Source organism: Enterococcus alishanensis (assembly GCF_019218635.1).
Classification (GTDB): domain Bacteria; phylum Bacillota; class Bacilli; order Lactobacillales; family Enterococcaceae; genus Enterococcus_A; species Enterococcus_A alishanensis.
Genome location: NZ_JAHUZB010000001.1, coordinates 733,002 through 749,509, shown reverse-complemented (window position 1 = coordinate 749,509; position 16,508 = coordinate 733,002). Strand labels below are relative to the sequence as shown.

The following is a 16,508-nucleotide window of genomic DNA, read 5'->3' as shown; positions in this document are numbered from 1 at the left end:
TTAGAAAACGGTATCAATAGTTGTCAAATAACATGAAAAATTGTCAAAAAAATTGACAGAAAACTTATGTTATACTGTTGAAAATAAAAAGGAGCCTGATTATGAATACTGATCGTCAAGAATTAATCTTAGCTGTTTTAAGAAAAAAGAAAAAAATGACTATTCTCGCCTTGGCTCGCGCTGTCAATTATAGTGAAAGTACTGTTCGCCGTGACATTCGTTACATGGAAAAAATAAATCTGGTGAAACAAGAAAAGGGCTCCGTCAGTTTTATCAAAGATAAACTAAAGGAATCCCCTTTTGAATTTAAAGTGCGCACGAATAAAGACCGTAAGCGTCAAATTGGCAAAATTGCGGTAGATTTTATTGAAGATTACAACACGATTTTTCTAGATGCCAGTACAACTGCTCTTTATTTAGCAAAGCATCTGGGTACTTTTGAAAATCTAAGAATCTTTACCACCAACTTAGAAACTGCTAGCTTATTAGAAAAAAGAACCAAAAATGATGTCTATATGTTAGGTGGTTACGTAAAAAATGGCGTAACAAATGGGTTAGAAACTTTTAAACAACTCAGTGGAATAAATTTTGATGTGGCTTTTATTTCCAGTGGGGCAATTTCTGCTGATCAAGGTTTATCTGAAAATGAAGAAACTGAAGCTTTATTAAAGCAAAGAATTCGCGAAAATACTAACGAATTAATAGGAATTATCGACTCTAGTAAGTTTAATAAGTTTTACACTTTTAATAGTTTACAGTTGAGTAATTTGGATTATCTAATTAGCGATGAAAAACCAGATACACATTTTACCGAAGTATTAGAAAAAATTCAATTAGATTTATTCTACTAAAAAACCAAACTATCATTATTGACAGTTTGGTTTTTTGTTTGTTTTGATAGTTTTGCAATAAATATGCTTCGACTCCTTTACACCAAAGGCCTTGATTATTTTTTTAAATTTCAGCAAGGTGCTTCTTCAGTTATTTTTGTGCCAAACTGATTGAACGATTCATCATCAAATTTTGAATCTATTCTAGCTCATCTCCATTTGCATTTTTTTGCATAATAAATATTGATGCTTTATTAAGGATTGAGAATCCAATCATCCTCACTTATTCAATAATAAAACTAAGGAAGCTTTAAGTTCCGTTCTGACGGAGACTTAAAGCTTCCTTTTAAATAGATATACTATTTTTACTATCTTCAAAACAACACTCTTCTTGAGAAATGATTTGAGAAAATTTTTCAATTTTGTAAGAAACCATCAAGTGGAATCGTAAATTCGGGTCTTCTAAATCAATAGCTAATAATTCTTTAATTCGATCCATTCGGTACAATAAAGTGTTTCGATGAATAAATAATTTTGCTGCTGTCATTTTCAAACTTCCTGCTTGATCTAAATAAGTCTTTAAAGTAAGGCTAAACGTTGTTTGATGGAAATAATCGTATTCTCGTAACTTTTGCACGGCTGGATGGCAAAAGTCCCTTAAATTATCCTCGGAGCTCAAGGTCACTCGTCTCAACAAATCATAAAAACTATACTTTTCATATGTTGCAATTTGTTCATCTTCAAATATTTTAGCCAAAGTAATTGCTCTCTTTGCCTGTTCAACATGTCGTCTAAATTCAGAAATTTGAGTAAAATTTGTACTGATTCCAATTCTGAGTTGATATTTATTTATTAGTCGATTCAATTCATCAAGTTTTTCACTATCAAAGTATTCTATAGTATCGCTCAATTCAATCATGGCAATAATTCGATTTTCATGATAAGTAAAATAACTTTTAGGTAGGATTTTATTTAGAAGTTGCGGTATTTTTAGAAAAAAAACCTGTTGATCGATTGGTTTTTCCGCTGCGATCATCGCTACACAACGTTCATTATTATCAAGAAAATTTATTTGCTTCAGAGTATTGGTAAGATCTTGAACTTTTGCACCGATAATTAACTCATATAGAATTTTACTGTGGATTGATTTTTTCATAGAGATAATTAATGGATCTTGTACTAAAATTTTACTAGCTGCGCGACTAATAATTGGCATCCAATCAAGATGAAAACTTGATATTTGACTTTCTTCTTCAATCATTACAATATACCCAAGCCAATCATTGGTTTCTGAAGAAACAATTTTACTACACAACTTTCTTAAAGGTGACGCCCAACAAGTTAAAGTAACCGGCTCTCCACTATCTGGCGCCAACAGAAAATCAGGGGATTCAGCATCTAAAATATATTGGTAAGACAAGTAGCCCTTATTTATAATATCTGACCAAACAACATCACTTATTGGATAAACCGTCGAATGAGCTAGTACTCGATGATTGATATCCATAAATATTACTGAATTATTGAATATTGTCGCCGTCGTGTTAGCGATTTCATTTAAATCTTTCATATTATTAATTACTGGCAACCAATTGTCAGTCTCAATTTTTTTTGTTTCAGCCTGCATGATACGTTTTGCATGATTAAAAAATACTTGTAGGCTTTTTGCCTCGACTATTGCTAAACCATTGGCTTTAACTGCTGAGAAATGTTGATAAATATCTTGTTCTCCTAAAATACAATAAGGTGGCAGTGTCTCTGTTTTCTTTTGAGGACTATTCATGAAATACAAAGTTTCTTGATCATAGATTGTATCCTCATTCACAAATGATAAGTGTTTCAAAGTTTGACTGTGACTATCTTGAATTTTCCTAATGCTACCAAATTGTTGCAATGTTGCAATTATTTCTGTGAAATTCATTATTATCACCTCAATTTTAGTTTAGTACTTTTTGCACAAACAAGTCAAACTATTTCGGATAATCTATACCTTCAATATAGTAAGCGCTATCACATACAATAAACATGTAAAAAAAAATTGTACTGGAGGTCGTGAATTTATGAAGTATCCAAAAATTTTTACACCAGGATTTATTGGAAAGTTATCTTTAAAAAATCGTATTGTAATGCCCGCTATGGGTACAGCATATGCAACTGCTGCCGGAGAAGCTTCCGACGATATGATTGCCTATTACGAAGAACGAGCTAAAAATGGTTGTGGATTAATCATTACTGAAATTACACGAGTGAATAATGAGCATGGACGAGGACTTTTTAATCAACTACAAGCAATCGATGCGCAATGTGTCCCCCAATTAGAGCGGTTGGCAGATGCCGTTCATAAATATGATTCAAAAATTTTCCTCCAACTCCACCACCCTGGACGAGAATCAAACAGCATGCTTCAAGGAGGAAATCAACCAGTTGCGCCAAGTGCTATTCCTTGCGGTAAAACACAAGAAATGCCTCGGGAATTAACCACGCAAGAATGCGATGATTTAGTGACAGCTTTTGTAACCGGTGCAGTCTTAGCAAAAACTGCTGGTATCGATGGTGTTGAAATTCATGCTGCTCATGGATACTTATTGAACGGTTTCTTAAGTCCTCACACTAATAAACGTACTGATAAATACGGTGGCAGCTTTCAAAATCGTGTACGCATTTTAGGGGATATTTTGACATATACTAAATTTATGTGTGGCCCCGACTTTCCAGTGAGTGTCAGAATTAGTGGAGATGACTATATTGAGGGGGGAAATCGCATAGAAGACACTGTCAAAATTGCACTACTACTAGAAAGCTATGGTGCAGATGTGATCAATGTCAGCAGTGGTACCTATGAATCAAGCCCCACAATTATTGAACCAAATGATTACGCACAAGGTTGGAAAAAAGATTTAGCTAAAACTATTAAGGAACATGTTCATGTGCCTGTAATTGCCGTTAATAATATTAAAGAACCAAGTTTTGCTGAAAGTCTTTTGGAGGAAGATGTTTGTGATTTCATTGGTGTCGGACGAGCGCAACTAGCTGATTCTGAATGGGCTAGTAAAGCTAAAAAAGGTGATGAACTCGGTATTCGTAAATGTATCGGTTGTCTTTACTGCTTTGCTGAACTAGAAACTGGTAGAAAAACAAAATGTGCTGTTAACCCTAGATGTGGAGCTGAAAAAACTTTTGCACAATTGAATGAAGATGGTAATAAACAAGACGTCGTGGTAATTGGTGGTGGTCCAGCTGGCATGCAAGCAGCAATTACTCTAGCTAAGCGACAGTTCACCGTCACTCTATTTGAAAAAGAAAACCAATTGGGTGGTGCTCTAAATATCGCTGACAAACCACCTTATAAAGAAAAACTGACCTGGCTAGTTGAGACCATGTCTGAAGAATTAAGTCGGCTCGATGTAAAGGTTAAATTAGGCACTGAAGCAACAATTGAAGCAATTGAAGCAATTAAACCAGTTGGTATTTTTGTTGCAAGTGGAGCAAAACCAATCCTACCTCCTCTTCCGGGAATTGATAGTGATCATGTAATCAGTGCAGAAAATTACTTAACTTCCCAACCAGAATTAGGAAAAAATGTTACTGTGATTGGTTCTGGAATGACTGGTTTAGAAACGGCCGAAGTCTTGGCAAATAAAGGACATGATGTGACAATGGTTGAAATGTTACCATCAATTGGCTCATCTGTTCATTATATGATTTTGGAAGGAATTATGAATCGCTTAAATCAACACAACGTGCAATTTTTGACTAATACTCGTTTAGAAGCTATTGATCAAAATAAAACAATTGTTTTCAATTTGCTTGCTGGAAAATCTGCAGTGATAGAAGCAGACAATGTCGTGCTTGCATTGGGCGTTACACCAAATATTGAGATTGCTGAAACTTTCAAAGCAATCTGTAACAATGTAAGAATTATTGGTGACAATGCACAAGCAGGTCGTATTGCTGAAGCAATCCACGACGGTTTCAATAAAGCAGTCGTGTTTAATTAAGGAGGACAAACCATGAAGGATTTTAAAGGAAGAACTGCTGTCATCACGGGAGCTGGAAATGGATTTGGTGCTGAATTTGCAAAAGAAGCCGCTAGGCGTGAAATGAAGTTAGTTTTAGTTGATATTGAACCTGGATCGGCAGAAAAAACCTTAACATCTTGTAAAAAAATGGGTGCTGAAGGTATCGCGTTGACTTATGATGTTTCTTTAGAGGAAAACGTTCAAGAGATGGTGAAAATAGCTATTGACACTTTTGGAACCATTGATTTACTGATTAACAATGCTGGCATTTGTATGAGTGGACGAATTTGGGAGCTCCCCACTCAAGATTGGCGATGGACAGTCGATATCAATCTAATGTCGCAAATTTATGGCATGCATGAAGTTATTCCAATTATGTTGAAACAAGGAACCCCTTGTCATATTGTAAATGTCGCTTCAGTTGCTGGAACAATTGCTTATCCCAATACCGGACCATATAATGCCACCAAGCATGCTGCTGTTCTAACTAGCGAAACAGCTCAAATTGATTTACAACTAGCACAAGCTAATATAGGCATTTCTGTGTATTGCCCTGGGTTTGTCCAAACAACATTACATCATTCGCAAGAACGGCGACCCGAAAGATTCAAAATTAATGATGACCCTTACTATTCAAGTGAATCATATAAAGTTGCAATAGAATCAATTAATCAATTTATTGAAACTGGTACACCAATTGATTCAGTAGGAATGCTTATTTTCCAAGCAATCGAAGAAGAGCAATTCTACATTCTAACCCATCCAATTTACAATGCACTCATTGGGGGAAGAATTCAGGATATGTTATCTGGTAAAAATCCTGATATTACAAGATTTGGTTAAAAATCTAATCGCATAATTTAAAGCTATCACCCGAAGAGGTCAAGAAGTATTTTGATTTTTTCGGGTGATTCCTGTATATAAAGTAAAGTCTTTTGATGACCTAAATTACTAGTGGCATCTTTTCATTCCAAAATATCTTTACCAAAACACAAATGATCCATTTTCCCACACATTTTAAAAATCTTAGGAAATGTCCCCCATTATTCGAAACCATATTTTTTAATAATTCCGGACTATCTTTATAAATATAGACAAGCAAAAACAGGATAATGAATTTCTAAATGATTGATTATTCATATTTTATTCTTCCAAATCAATCTACAAAGTATCTGCCGTATATTTTTGAGAAGCATTTTTAGGAAAGTTATAAATTTATTTGCAATACACAAAGCAACCCTATTTAAATCCATATTGAATGAATTTAGATAGGGATAAACTATTTTCTAATTATCTTAAGATCAACCGACTAAATCTCTTCGCCATTACTGCTAATAACATTTTTATACCAGTAAAAGCTATCTTTCTTTATCCGTTTTCCGGACCCATTTCCCTCATCATCAAGATCAACATAGATGTAGCCATAGCGTTTACTCATTTCAGCTTGTGAATAACTAATGATGTCTATTGGTCCCCATGAAGCGTAGCCAATAATGTCTACACCATCCTTGATTGCTTCTTTCATTGCCTTTACATGAGCGCTAAGATAGTCAATTCTATATTCATCATGAATTTTACCATTGACAACTTCATCGATTGAACCCATCCCATTTTCTGCTACAAACAATGGTTTATGATATCTCTCCCAAAGAAAATCAAAACTGAATTGAAAGCCTAATGGGTCGATTGCCCAGTCCCAAATATTTGCATCTAATTTTGGATTTGGTTTAATTTTATCTGGGTTTTCAGCGCTAACAATTTTTGTATCGTAATAACTAAATGCAATGTAATCAACCGTGTTATTCTTAATTAGTTTAAGATCTTCTTCGGTAGCGTTAATTTCAATGCTTTGTTCATCAAAATACCTAATCATATATCCAGGATACTCACCATTTACCAAAACATCAGAAAAGAATAACGCATTTTTTCCCCAGAGTTTATAGGCTGCCATAACATCATCCGGACTATCTGTTTCAGGGTACAGCGGACTTAATCCAAGCATCATGCCAATTTGCATCTCTGGATTGATCTGGCGCGCCATTTCAACAACCTTAGCATTAGCTACAAATTGATTATGAACGCCTTGGAAAACGGCATCTTTTTGTTTTTCTCCATGCTCCTTTAAAATACCAAGTCCTGGGAATTCTCCCCATCCATAAACATCGTTAACTTGATTAAAGACAATCCAATATTTCACTTTATCTTTATATCGCTCCATCAAAATTTTTGAGAATTTAACAAAGAAGTCAATGAGTTTTGAATTACTCCAACCACCGTATTTTAGTATTAAATTGATAGGCATTTCATAGTGAGAAAGCGACATCACTGGTTCAATTCCTAATTCCAACATTTTATCTATTAAACGATCGTAAAACTCTAAGCCTTTTTCATTAGGCATTTCCTCATCCCCTTGAGGAAAAATGCGGACCCAACTAAAAGATGTTCGAAAACAAGTGAATCCCATCTCAGCCATTAATTCCAAATCATCAGAGTAAGTGTGGTAAAAATCGATACCTCTTCTTCGAGGATAATTTCCTGTCTTATCAGAAAGCGCACGCTCAATTTCTTCACGAGTGACATTCTCACCAAAAGAGCCTTTTCGGCTATACTCTTTTGGTAATTCCATAATATCAGCTTGAGAAGGACCTTTTCCATCTATATCCCAAGCACCTTCTAATTGATTTGCAGCAACGGCGCCTCCCCAAAGAAAGTTTTCAGGGAATTTTTTTACTGGTGCAATTAATTCTAATAAATCTGTCATAACTTAAGCCTCCTCAGCAGCTTCTTCAAGAATTGCTTGTTTATCATATACTTTAAAAAATGGTAAATAAACAAACCATGAGATAACAAATAATGCGACTGTATAAATTAATCCATTAATCGAATTAGTTGAAATATACGCAAATATTGGTGCTGGTAAATACCAAAGATCAAAAACGTGTTCTGGAATTGGTACAAGCCCAATCCTCATGACTATCCAAGCTGAGATAGGACCTAATAAACCCATAATCCACATTGGAATCATCAAAGTTGGATTAAATGCTATGGGTGCACCAAATACAACTGGTTCGTTAATATTAAAAATCGAAGGAATTATCGCCGCCCGACCAACTATTTTCATTCGAGATGATTTAGCCATAAACGTCATCATTATACAAAGTGCCAATGTAGCACCACCCCCACCGATAACAAACATACCCACTACTTCTTCAGTAAAAATATTTGTTGCTGGTAAACCATTAGCGGCGTTTCGGGCATTCTCTGCGATAGCTGGTAAAGCAATTGCAATTTCCACCGGATAGATAATCCACGAGGAAATCCCAAATGAGTATAGAAATGAATAACCAAGAAAAACAATTAAGACGAAGCCACCAAAACTTCCACCAATATTTACTAACGGCTGTAAAGCTGTCATTATTGCAGCACTCATATTGAAATGCATTTGGAAAGTAAAGATCCAGCCTACCAATAAAATTAAGGTAATTGGAAGTATTGTATTAAACCATGCGGCAACAAAATCTGGCAAAGCAGAGTCTTCTCCGATAAGTTGATATTTTGATGCAATTGTCATAACTAAGCCGACAAATAGTCCTGCTACCAACGCCACCAACATACCACCAGTACCTAATTCTGCAGTAGTTAGAGTAATTATCCCTTTTCCGTCATCAATTGTTGGATAAACGAGCATTAAGAAAAAAGCAATACCTGCTAAACCTGCGGGCTTTGCAGCTGATTTATAACCCTTATTATTCATAATCGCTTCTGGAAGCAAATATGACATAAAAAGAGAAAACAACCCAAAACTAAACGTACTCAGCAATGAAAAATCTGGAAAAGCTGGCCAAATGTCCCTCACAAGAGACAATACTGTAACAAATGATCCGATGAAAATCATAGGCATACCAGTCAAAATTGATTCTTGGATAGATGCAATCCAAGGATTTTTTACAATTTTATTTACTTTTGGTGCAAATTTATCCGTCATCCAGTTTGTCAAATTATCCATAATTTAGTCCTCCTTATTCTTAAAAATTTTCACCATTTTTTCAGTCATCAAAACTTCGCTTGTAATAGTCATCAAAGTATCTTGCGCATGAATTAAAAGGACAGAAAAAGGAACTTCCTTATCATTAGCTTCTAACTGAATCATATCTGTCTGAAACTTATGAGCTTCATTTAATTCTTTCTTTGCACTATTAATTTTCTCTTCGATTGCTATATAATTTTTGTCATTTTCCGCTAACATGTCCAAAACAGACATATTTAAGTCACGGGCATTCCCAGCATGCAAAATAACATTCATAGAGATAATATTGAGCTCATCTCTACTAATACCTAATTCCATTATTATGCCTCCTTACTTATTCGTAATAGTTGTCCTCGCTCATTAATTGAATTAATAAGTTCAAAAATTCATTCAAATCCATCTGTTTACTCAATTTTGTAACATTTTCCTCTGCCGAGATTATCTCTACAAAGCGCTGAAAAACTTTATTAAAAATCTGTCTATCTTCTTTATTGATTGAAATGCCAACAATAAGCTTTACTTTATTATCTCCCCACTGAATTTCTTCCTTTGGAATCATAATAGCTACATCAGTTTTTTTTGCTTCCATTCTTAAAGTATGAGGAATCGCGATTCCACTAGGAAAGCTTGTAAAAGAAGCCTGTTCCCGTTCAGTCAGCTGCTCAAAATATTTTTTATCCACTGAGCCACTTTTGAATAAATGATCAGAAATATCTTTTAATGCCTCTTTATATGTTTTGCCACTGTAATTAGTTAAAAAATTGCTCTTTTTTAAAGTTTTATTCAGCAAAACAGTTATTTCTTCGCTATAGTAGTCACTTTTTATTTCACGAATCGCTTCCCATAGTTCATTCTTTTCTACCGGTAAAATGCTATCATGAACGGTTACTTGTTTGGTGGTACTGTTCTTTAGCTGCCAAAGATCAGTCATTGGGAAGTTCGTAATAATTAAATCAAAAGAATCCGTCACTTGATCAAAAATATCTACATCTAGGACATCAGTAACCAATAAATCATTTGAAAATTCACGCTTAATTTGATTTGCAATTTGTGTGCCTTCATCTAAATATCCTGGCGTAACAATCGCTGTTTTCAATCGTAAGTTTGATGATGCTGGTTCACTTTCTAAAAAAGCACCTATATGTAAGGCTAGAAAAGCGATCTCATCATCGTTAACTTCAATATTTAAATTTTTTTCAAGAAGTGAAGCTAAATATACTGCGATATCAAATAAAATTGGATATTTGACCTTAATCTTCTCAAAGCTTAAATTTCTGGAGAAAATATTTTTTTTCGCACGTTGATAAAGGCTGTTGATATGAATCAAGAGCCGATTTTTAAAATCTTCATTTTCAAAACTTATACCATAAACATTTTCAAGTTCTTTTAACATGATGCTAATTTTATTGATATGTTTCTCACTTTTCCCTTTAGAAACATCAAATTTCCGATGATAAATTTGCTCGAAAAGCTCATCAAACTCGTCTAAATCTTCTTTAATAAAATACAACGAATAGTTATCTTGAATTTCTTTGATAATTTCTTCAACAACGTCATTTGAAAAATTTTGAGGAGCTAAAAGTTCTGTGGTTGCTCTATCTAAGGCAATTGAAAGATGGAAAACGAGATTTTTTAAGAAAAAGGTATTACTTGTCTCAGCGCCAAGGTATTTCAAACATATTTTGTATAAATCATCTAACTTAATATTCGGTCCAAGTATTTCTTGAATTTCATGAGAAAGGCTAAAATTTTCAACTGATGACTGATTTAGAATATTTAGGAGTAAGTGTCGAATTGCATATTGATTGCCGTCAATATATATTTTAAAATCTCGACTTTTTATTGTGACATTCCATTGTTTAATGTCTTTATTGATAGAATTGATGGTTGACTTCAATGTTGACTCAGATATATATAAACTATCCGCCAAATCATATAAATCTAAACCACGATGAACATTTTTAATTAATCGTCGCAGAATATAGATTTTACGTTGGCTTTCGATATTATTACTATCAATATCTTTATAATTTTTCTCCAGATTAATTTGGTACCCGTTTGAATCTGAAATAATTAGGTTTGGCTCATTCTCATTTATTCTTTTAATATAATTTCTAATTGTTCTAGTGGATACGTCCAAGTATTCTGCTAATTTTCTAGAAGTAATACGAACGCCTGTATTACGTTTCAGATATTTAAGTAGTGCTAATTCTTTATCCAATGACATCACCCAATGTTTATTCTTCTTTTAATTGCTTTACCTCTTCTATTAAACCTTTTCCATCTAGTGCACCATAAACTTTTTGCGGGATAATCGCACTTTTGACTCCTGCAGCTTCCGCTTCCTCTTTAACTTCATTCAACATGTACTTTAAATGGGGCGCAACCAATAAAATATCAATTTCATTTAAGTAATCAGTAATTTCTGACTCGCTTTTGGCTTTGATTTCAAAATCTAATCCCTCTTTCTTTGCTGCTTTTCTTGCATTTGCTGCCATAAAACCAGATGAAGCACCTGTTCCACATATTAATAGTACTTTCGTTGTCATTTTGAATTCCTCCTCTTCTTTTATAATTTCATTGTACAGTCAAATTTTTTTACTTTCATTTTGATATTTTTCCTAAGGGTAGGAAATTTTTCTGATGTTCAATAATTTAAAGTATTTTTGAAATCATATGTTTCTAAAATAAACATTGCATCAAAGCTCGCCTGATTACTTTTAAAAACAAAAAAAACTAGATTAATCATCATGATCAATCTAGTTTTTTTATCAATTATTTATTTTTTTATATCTTTAAAAGCCGCTGTTTGTTCTCGTATACCTTTTTCTGCTGCAAAACGTTCAATGCTCGAAGCACCGAAGAATCCATCAATTCCCTCTGTTTTTTCAATTACATACTTGGCATCTTCCGGTTCAGCAATCGGCCCTCCATGACAAATTACCATAATTTCAGGATTAACTTCTCTTCCTGCCTGGATAATTGCTTCGATTTTTTTAACACAATCATCTAAAGTTAGTGCTGTTTTTGCTCCAATAGTTCCTTTAGTAGTTAATCCCATGTGAGCAACTAAGATGTCAGCTCCCGCTTCCGCCATTTTTCTAGCTTGTTCTGGATCAAATACATATGGCGTAGTTAGCATATCCAATTCGTGAGCTTTTTTGATCATTTCAACTTCTAAGCCATATCCCATTCCAGTTTCTTCAAGGTTCTGTCTAAAAACACCATCAATCAATCCGACTGTTGGAAAATTTTGTACCCCATTAAATCCTTGTTCTTTCAATTGTTTTAAGTAAACGTCCATTACGCGAAACGGATCAGTTCCACAAACTCCAGCTAAAACAGGTGTTTCTTTAACCACGGGCAAAACTTCTTGTCCCATTTCTACAACGATTTGATTTGCGTCTCCATAAGAAAGAAGTCCTGCTAGTGATCCTCTTCCAGCCATTCGATAGCGTCCCGAATTATAAATAATTAGCATATCTGCCCCGCCAGCTTCACTACTTTTAGCGGTGATTCCTGTTCCTGCACCGACACCAACCAAAATATCACCAGTTTTAACTTTTTCTTTAAAAGAACTAATAATGTCTTTTCTTGTTTGAGTATTCATAATTTAATTTCCTTTCTTATCAATCAGATTAATCAACTGCTGTGCTGAAAATTCCGCAAAAGCTTGATCGTTTATAGCATAGTCTAATTCAATCAATTTTACTTTTTCATTATTTAAATGTTTCTTTAATGCATCAATCAACGCAAGGTCTGCTTCTGGATAATAAAAAGGACCGTCTACAACATCAATACCTGAAAAACCATTTTTAGGGATGGTTAAGACAGTTTCTATTTGAACTAAATTTAATTTTTCTGCAATTATTTGTCCTAGTTTTTTATTTTCCTCCACTGTTGTTCTCATCAAAGTAACCGTAGGATTATGCTTATAAAACAATCTTTCTTTAAATTTCTCTGGCACAGTATCAAATGGACCAAAGTTGACCATGTCCATTGCACCAAGTGAAACTACTTGAGGAACTTTGGCTAAGGCTGCAGCTTCAAGTCTTTTTTCTCCAGCATTTAGAATCCCGCCAACAAGTTGATCTGCCCACTCTGTAGTCGTAAGATCGAGAACTCCTTTAAAATAGCCATCTGAAATTAACGATTCCATTGTTCGACCACCAACGCCTGTAGCATGAAAAACTAAAACTTCGTATCCATTTTTTTCAAGATACTCTCTCGCATAATTTACCGCCGGAGTAGTGACGCCAAACATTGTTGTTGCAATTAAAGGACGTTCATCCTCTTCTGTTTCAAATCGGTAGTTTAACAATCCTGCCATTGCGGAAACCGCGTTTCCAAAAATCCTTTTAGAAATTTTATTTAAACCTGAAACATCAACGATCGATGGCATCATGATAATATCACTTGTACCAACATAAACACTAGTATCCCCTGAAGCAACTGTTGAAACAATTAATTTTGGTAATCCAATTGGTAATTGACGCATACCGGGAGCTACTAAAGAAGTGCCACCCGTTCCACCAAAAGAAAGGACACCCTCAAATAAATTCTCTTCATACAGCTTAGGTAATAAAATCTCCAAACCCTTAGCTAAAATTTCCGTTGCATATGCCCTATCATTTCGTTGACGAATCTGAGCAATATTTTCACCAACTTGTTCAGCGATCTCAGAGACATCAACGTCTGGTACAAATGAGGATTCGAAAACACCTGTGTGAATAGTAAAGACATTTAAATCAAGTTTTTCTAAAAGTTGTTTAATGTATTGATACTCTGTTCCTTTCGAATCGAATGTACCGACTAAAGCTACCGTTTTCAATTATTTATACCTCCTTTTTAATTTCCTGCTTACAAGGTAAGTATATGATTTCAAGTATCGGTTGAAAACGTTTTATTATACTGGAAAATAGTTTATATATTAGATTTTTTGTATTCTTTTGGTGGTTTCTTCATATACTTTTTGAATATTTTGTTGAATTGGGCGTAATCTGGATAGCCAACTAAATCTGCTATTTCCACCAATTTTAAATCAGTAGAATTCATTAATTCAATTGATTTATTCAGTCGAAACTTAATTAGATATTCTGTAAAACTGATCCCCGTTTTCTTCTTAAATAAGTCACTCAGATAGCTGGGTGATAAGTTAGTAAATTCAGCCAGTTCACTGATATAAATTGGCGTAGAATAATTCTCACTGATATACTTTTTTATAAAATCTACATAATCATAGTATTTCTCTATGCCTTCTAAAATTTGAATCGTTAAATTGTCATGCTGAGTATGTGTCGCATCTTTAAAAGATTTGATTTGTGAAGATAAAATTTGTTCAGAATTAATTCTTTCAAATGTTGATCCACCAATATATCCTTTTATTTCTGGAAATTGATTATAAATATACCGAGCCTCTATTAAATCATTAATAGGTCCTCCGTATACCATAATAATGCTCGCTGAATTCCTACTCTTTAGTAACGCTGTTATTTCTTGAATTGTCGATAACATATTTTCAAAAGAACGCATCTTTTTAGCACCCAAACTTCCACCTTCAGTAAGTCCTAAATGAATACAAATGATATCAGGTTTTGCTTGATCCATCAGCCTCACTTCCTCAGTGTTTGTGATAAACCCCATGGTAAACAATCCATTCTTCTTTGCTTCAGCAATAAATTCTACTTCTTGAGAAAAGGAAATACCCTGTTCATCCAAAGCTTCTTTAAATTGCCCATCAATCAAACTAATTGTCGGATAATTGACTATACCGGTAAAATTACTTTCGCCAATATACTTAATTAACTCTTTTGAATCCATCAATGGATCTGTCGCATTTACACCAAACAGAACAGGAAAATCTGCAAGTATTGGTAGCAACTCTCTTGTCGAGAAATTCTTTACCAGTTCATTACTATTGGCAAATGGAAGATAGCCACCTAATGAACTTCGACCCATTTGCCTAAATTTTCCTGAGTTTAGGGCAAGAATCATATCCGCCCCACCCTCTTTTGCATTAATTGCACTCATTCCTGTTGCTGTGGATATACCTAAAAGATATTTACCATCATAAATTTGACGCTTCAACTTTTGTAAAAATACCTCTTTTTTCATTTCTACCTCTCAGTTTAATAAATCTTTTTTAATTTATAGTAAATTTTAGCTTTCTCTAAAGAAAAAATCCATTTTATTTTAGTTACTACTTTTTACAGAAATGTTATATATATTAAAAAAACAGTGAAATAACGATCAAATCTAAATCGTTCATTTCACTGTTTATTAAGTTGATCATAACTGCTGTTAAAACGGATAATTATGTTTATCGGTGATAACTTATAACTAAGCCTCACATTTATGAGGTACCTATTTTACTGGTTCGATTGATAACGAACTAATGAAGTTCTGAAAAAATTATCAGAAATATAGTACTTATTTTGTGCTAAAACTTTCCCATTCATAGAATAGAGATTTTCAGTCATTAGAACTAACTTATCTTCCTCAGAAAATTCACGTCTAAAACTATCAGGTTCTCTTGAAGAAATACTAATTGTTAATTTTGAGTTAGCGACTTCACGATATATATCTTCTTCTAAAAATTGGACAATTTGCTCTTCATCTTCCAAATCTAAATTAAATTTTTCAATTGTTTCAGGCAACAAAATCGAGAAAATGTTTGCGACATTCAACTGATTGATTTTATACCAAATATTTAAAGTGAAGTAAGAAATATCCTTGACGCCAAATAGCTTATCTGTAAAAACACTGCTGGGGTTTTTAAAATAGTAAGCATCTTTATGAGTGATTTCTTCAATTGGAATTGTCAAACTATCTAAAATTGGACATCTTAACACGCGAATTCCTTGATCATTTTTTTGTGTTTCTGTCATAGTAACAAAATGACCTTGACCATGAATACTGCTGATAACACCGTCTTCTTTTAAAAGAGATAAAGCAGTTCTCAAAGTCACTCGACTAACATTAAAATCGTTTGTCAGCTTTTCTTCTGAAGGTAATTTTGAACCAGGTGCAAATTGTGACCGTTTGATCATCAATAAAATTTGATTGTAAACTTGGACATATTTTGGTGTACGATGCATCTTCATCCTCATTCCTCGTAAAATAAATATAATAACATTGTATCATAATCTTTATTTGAAAATTCTTAGCGGATAAATAAATTCAATAAAGTCTCCAAATTGTTCACGATTAGGTATGAGGTATTTTCTGCAAGGAATAAAATTGAGACTAGTCAAAAGTTTTTGAACAGGAATATTCGAATGGTTCGTACTTATTTTAAGTTGATCAACCTCGGAATTTACCTTTTCTTGTCTAATAATATCGGTCAGAATAAATCGCGCAATGCCACTTCGTTGATGCTGAGAATGAACGACTAACCGTTGAATAAAGATAGTACGCTCATGTTTTGAAACAGTCACACTAGCCTCGTAATGATCTCCATAAAGTCTCAATTCCTTTTTAATGATGTCTTGCCAAATAATTTCCTTACTGGGATAGGAATCATTCCATTGAGTAATTCCAGCAGATTTCATCTGTTCTTTTCCGTTATTGATTAATTTTAGAATATTTGAATAGTCACTAGAGACAGCAATTCGTTTAAGATAATTCATACCA

General features: G+C 33.8%; 14 protein-coding genes. 3 read left to right on the top strand and 11 right to left on the bottom strand.

What is annotated here, in order from left to right; all coding sequences use genetic code 11:
- Nucleotides 1-101: 101 nt before the first annotated feature.
- A complete protein-coding gene (locus KUA55_RS03585; RefSeq protein ID WP_218324792.1) occupies nucleotides 102-851 on the top strand; it encodes a DeoR/GlpR family DNA-binding transcription regulator in 750 nt (249 codons plus the stop codon).
- A gap of 325 nt (nucleotides 852-1,176) precedes the next feature.
- Here KUA55_RS03585 and KUA55_RS03580 read toward each other — a convergent pair whose 3' ends face one another.
- Nucleotides 1,177-2,751: a PucR family transcriptional regulator gene (locus tag KUA55_RS03580; RefSeq protein WP_218324791.1), complete on the bottom strand. Its 1,575-nt coding sequence runs from the start codon at nucleotides 2,749-2,751 to the stop codon at nucleotides 1,177-1,179.
- Nucleotides 2,752-2,890: 139 nt separating this feature from the next.
- On the opposite strand from KUA55_RS03580, the gene KUA55_RS03575 reads away from it, so the two are divergent.
- Both KUA55_RS03575 and KUA55_RS03570 read left to right on the top strand, forming a co-directional pair.
- Nucleotides 2,891-4,828, top strand: a complete 1,938-nt coding sequence (locus KUA55_RS03575) for an NAD(P)/FAD-dependent oxidoreductase (protein WP_218324790.1) — start codon at nucleotides 2,891-2,893, stop codon at nucleotides 4,826-4,828.
- A gap of 12 nt (nucleotides 4,829-4,840) precedes the next feature.
- The gene (locus KUA55_RS03570) at nucleotides 4,841-5,692 is read left to right on the top strand and encodes an SDR family NAD(P)-dependent oxidoreductase (RefSeq protein WP_218324789.1); all 852 of its coding nucleotides are present in this window, start codon (nucleotides 4,841-4,843) and stop codon (nucleotides 5,690-5,692) included.
- A 466-nt stretch (nucleotides 5,693-6,158) separates the two neighbouring features.
- Here KUA55_RS03570 and KUA55_RS03565 read toward each other — a convergent pair whose 3' ends face one another.
- From KUA55_RS03565 to KUA55_RS03520, 10 genes are all read right to left on the bottom strand, one after another.
- The gene (locus KUA55_RS03565; protein WP_218324788.1) at nucleotides 6,159-7,610 is read right to left on the bottom strand and encodes a glycoside hydrolase family 1 protein; all 1,452 of its coding nucleotides are present in this window, start codon (nucleotides 7,608-7,610) and stop codon (nucleotides 6,159-6,161) included.
- A 3-nt stretch (nucleotides 7,611-7,613) separates the two neighbouring features.
- Nucleotides 7,614-8,855, bottom strand: a complete 1,242-nt coding sequence (locus KUA55_RS03560) for a PTS sugar transporter subunit IIC (RefSeq protein ID WP_218324787.1) — start codon at nucleotides 8,853-8,855, stop codon at nucleotides 7,614-7,616.
- A 3-nt stretch (nucleotides 8,856-8,858) separates the two neighbouring features.
- Nucleotides 8,859-9,194, bottom strand: a complete 336-nt coding sequence (locus KUA55_RS03555) for a PTS lactose/cellobiose transporter subunit IIA (protein WP_218324786.1) — start codon at nucleotides 9,192-9,194, stop codon at nucleotides 8,859-8,861.
- A 16-nt stretch (nucleotides 9,195-9,210) separates the two neighbouring features.
- Nucleotides 9,211-11,097, bottom strand: a complete 1,887-nt coding sequence (locus KUA55_RS03550; protein WP_218324785.1) for a BglG family transcription antiterminator — start codon at nucleotides 11,095-11,097, stop codon at nucleotides 9,211-9,213.
- A 16-nt stretch (nucleotides 11,098-11,113) separates the two neighbouring features.
- Entirely contained in the window at nucleotides 11,114-11,425 is a 312-nt protein-coding gene (locus tag KUA55_RS03545; protein WP_218324784.1) for a PTS sugar transporter subunit IIB, read from the bottom strand.
- A gap of 230 nt (nucleotides 11,426-11,655) precedes the next feature.
- Entirely contained in the window at nucleotides 11,656-12,486 is an 831-nt protein-coding gene (locus KUA55_RS03540; protein ID WP_218324783.1) for a phosphoenolpyruvate hydrolase family protein, read from the bottom strand.
- A gap of 3 nt (nucleotides 12,487-12,489) precedes the next feature.
- On the bottom strand, nucleotides 12,490-13,707 hold the full coding sequence (locus tag KUA55_RS03535; protein WP_218324782.1) for a Tm-1-like ATP-binding domain-containing protein: 1,218 nt from the start codon (nucleotides 13,705-13,707) through the stop codon (nucleotides 12,490-12,492).
- A 92-nt stretch (nucleotides 13,708-13,799) separates the two neighbouring features.
- Complete coding sequence (locus KUA55_RS03530) at nucleotides 13,800-14,990, bottom strand: phosphoenolpyruvate hydrolase family protein (RefSeq protein ID WP_218324781.1); 1,191 nt, start codon at nucleotides 14,988-14,990, stop codon at nucleotides 13,800-13,802.
- A 254-nt stretch (nucleotides 14,991-15,244) separates the two neighbouring features.
- Entirely contained in the window at nucleotides 15,245-15,973 is a 729-nt protein-coding gene (locus KUA55_RS03525; protein ID WP_218324830.1) for a winged helix-turn-helix domain-containing protein, read from the bottom strand.
- A gap of 51 nt (nucleotides 15,974-16,024) precedes the next feature.
- Complete coding sequence (locus KUA55_RS03520) at nucleotides 16,025-16,504, bottom strand: GNAT family N-acetyltransferase (protein WP_246601361.1); 480 nt, start codon at nucleotides 16,502-16,504, stop codon at nucleotides 16,025-16,027.
- Between the last annotated feature and the right edge of the window lie 4 nt (nucleotides 16,505-16,508).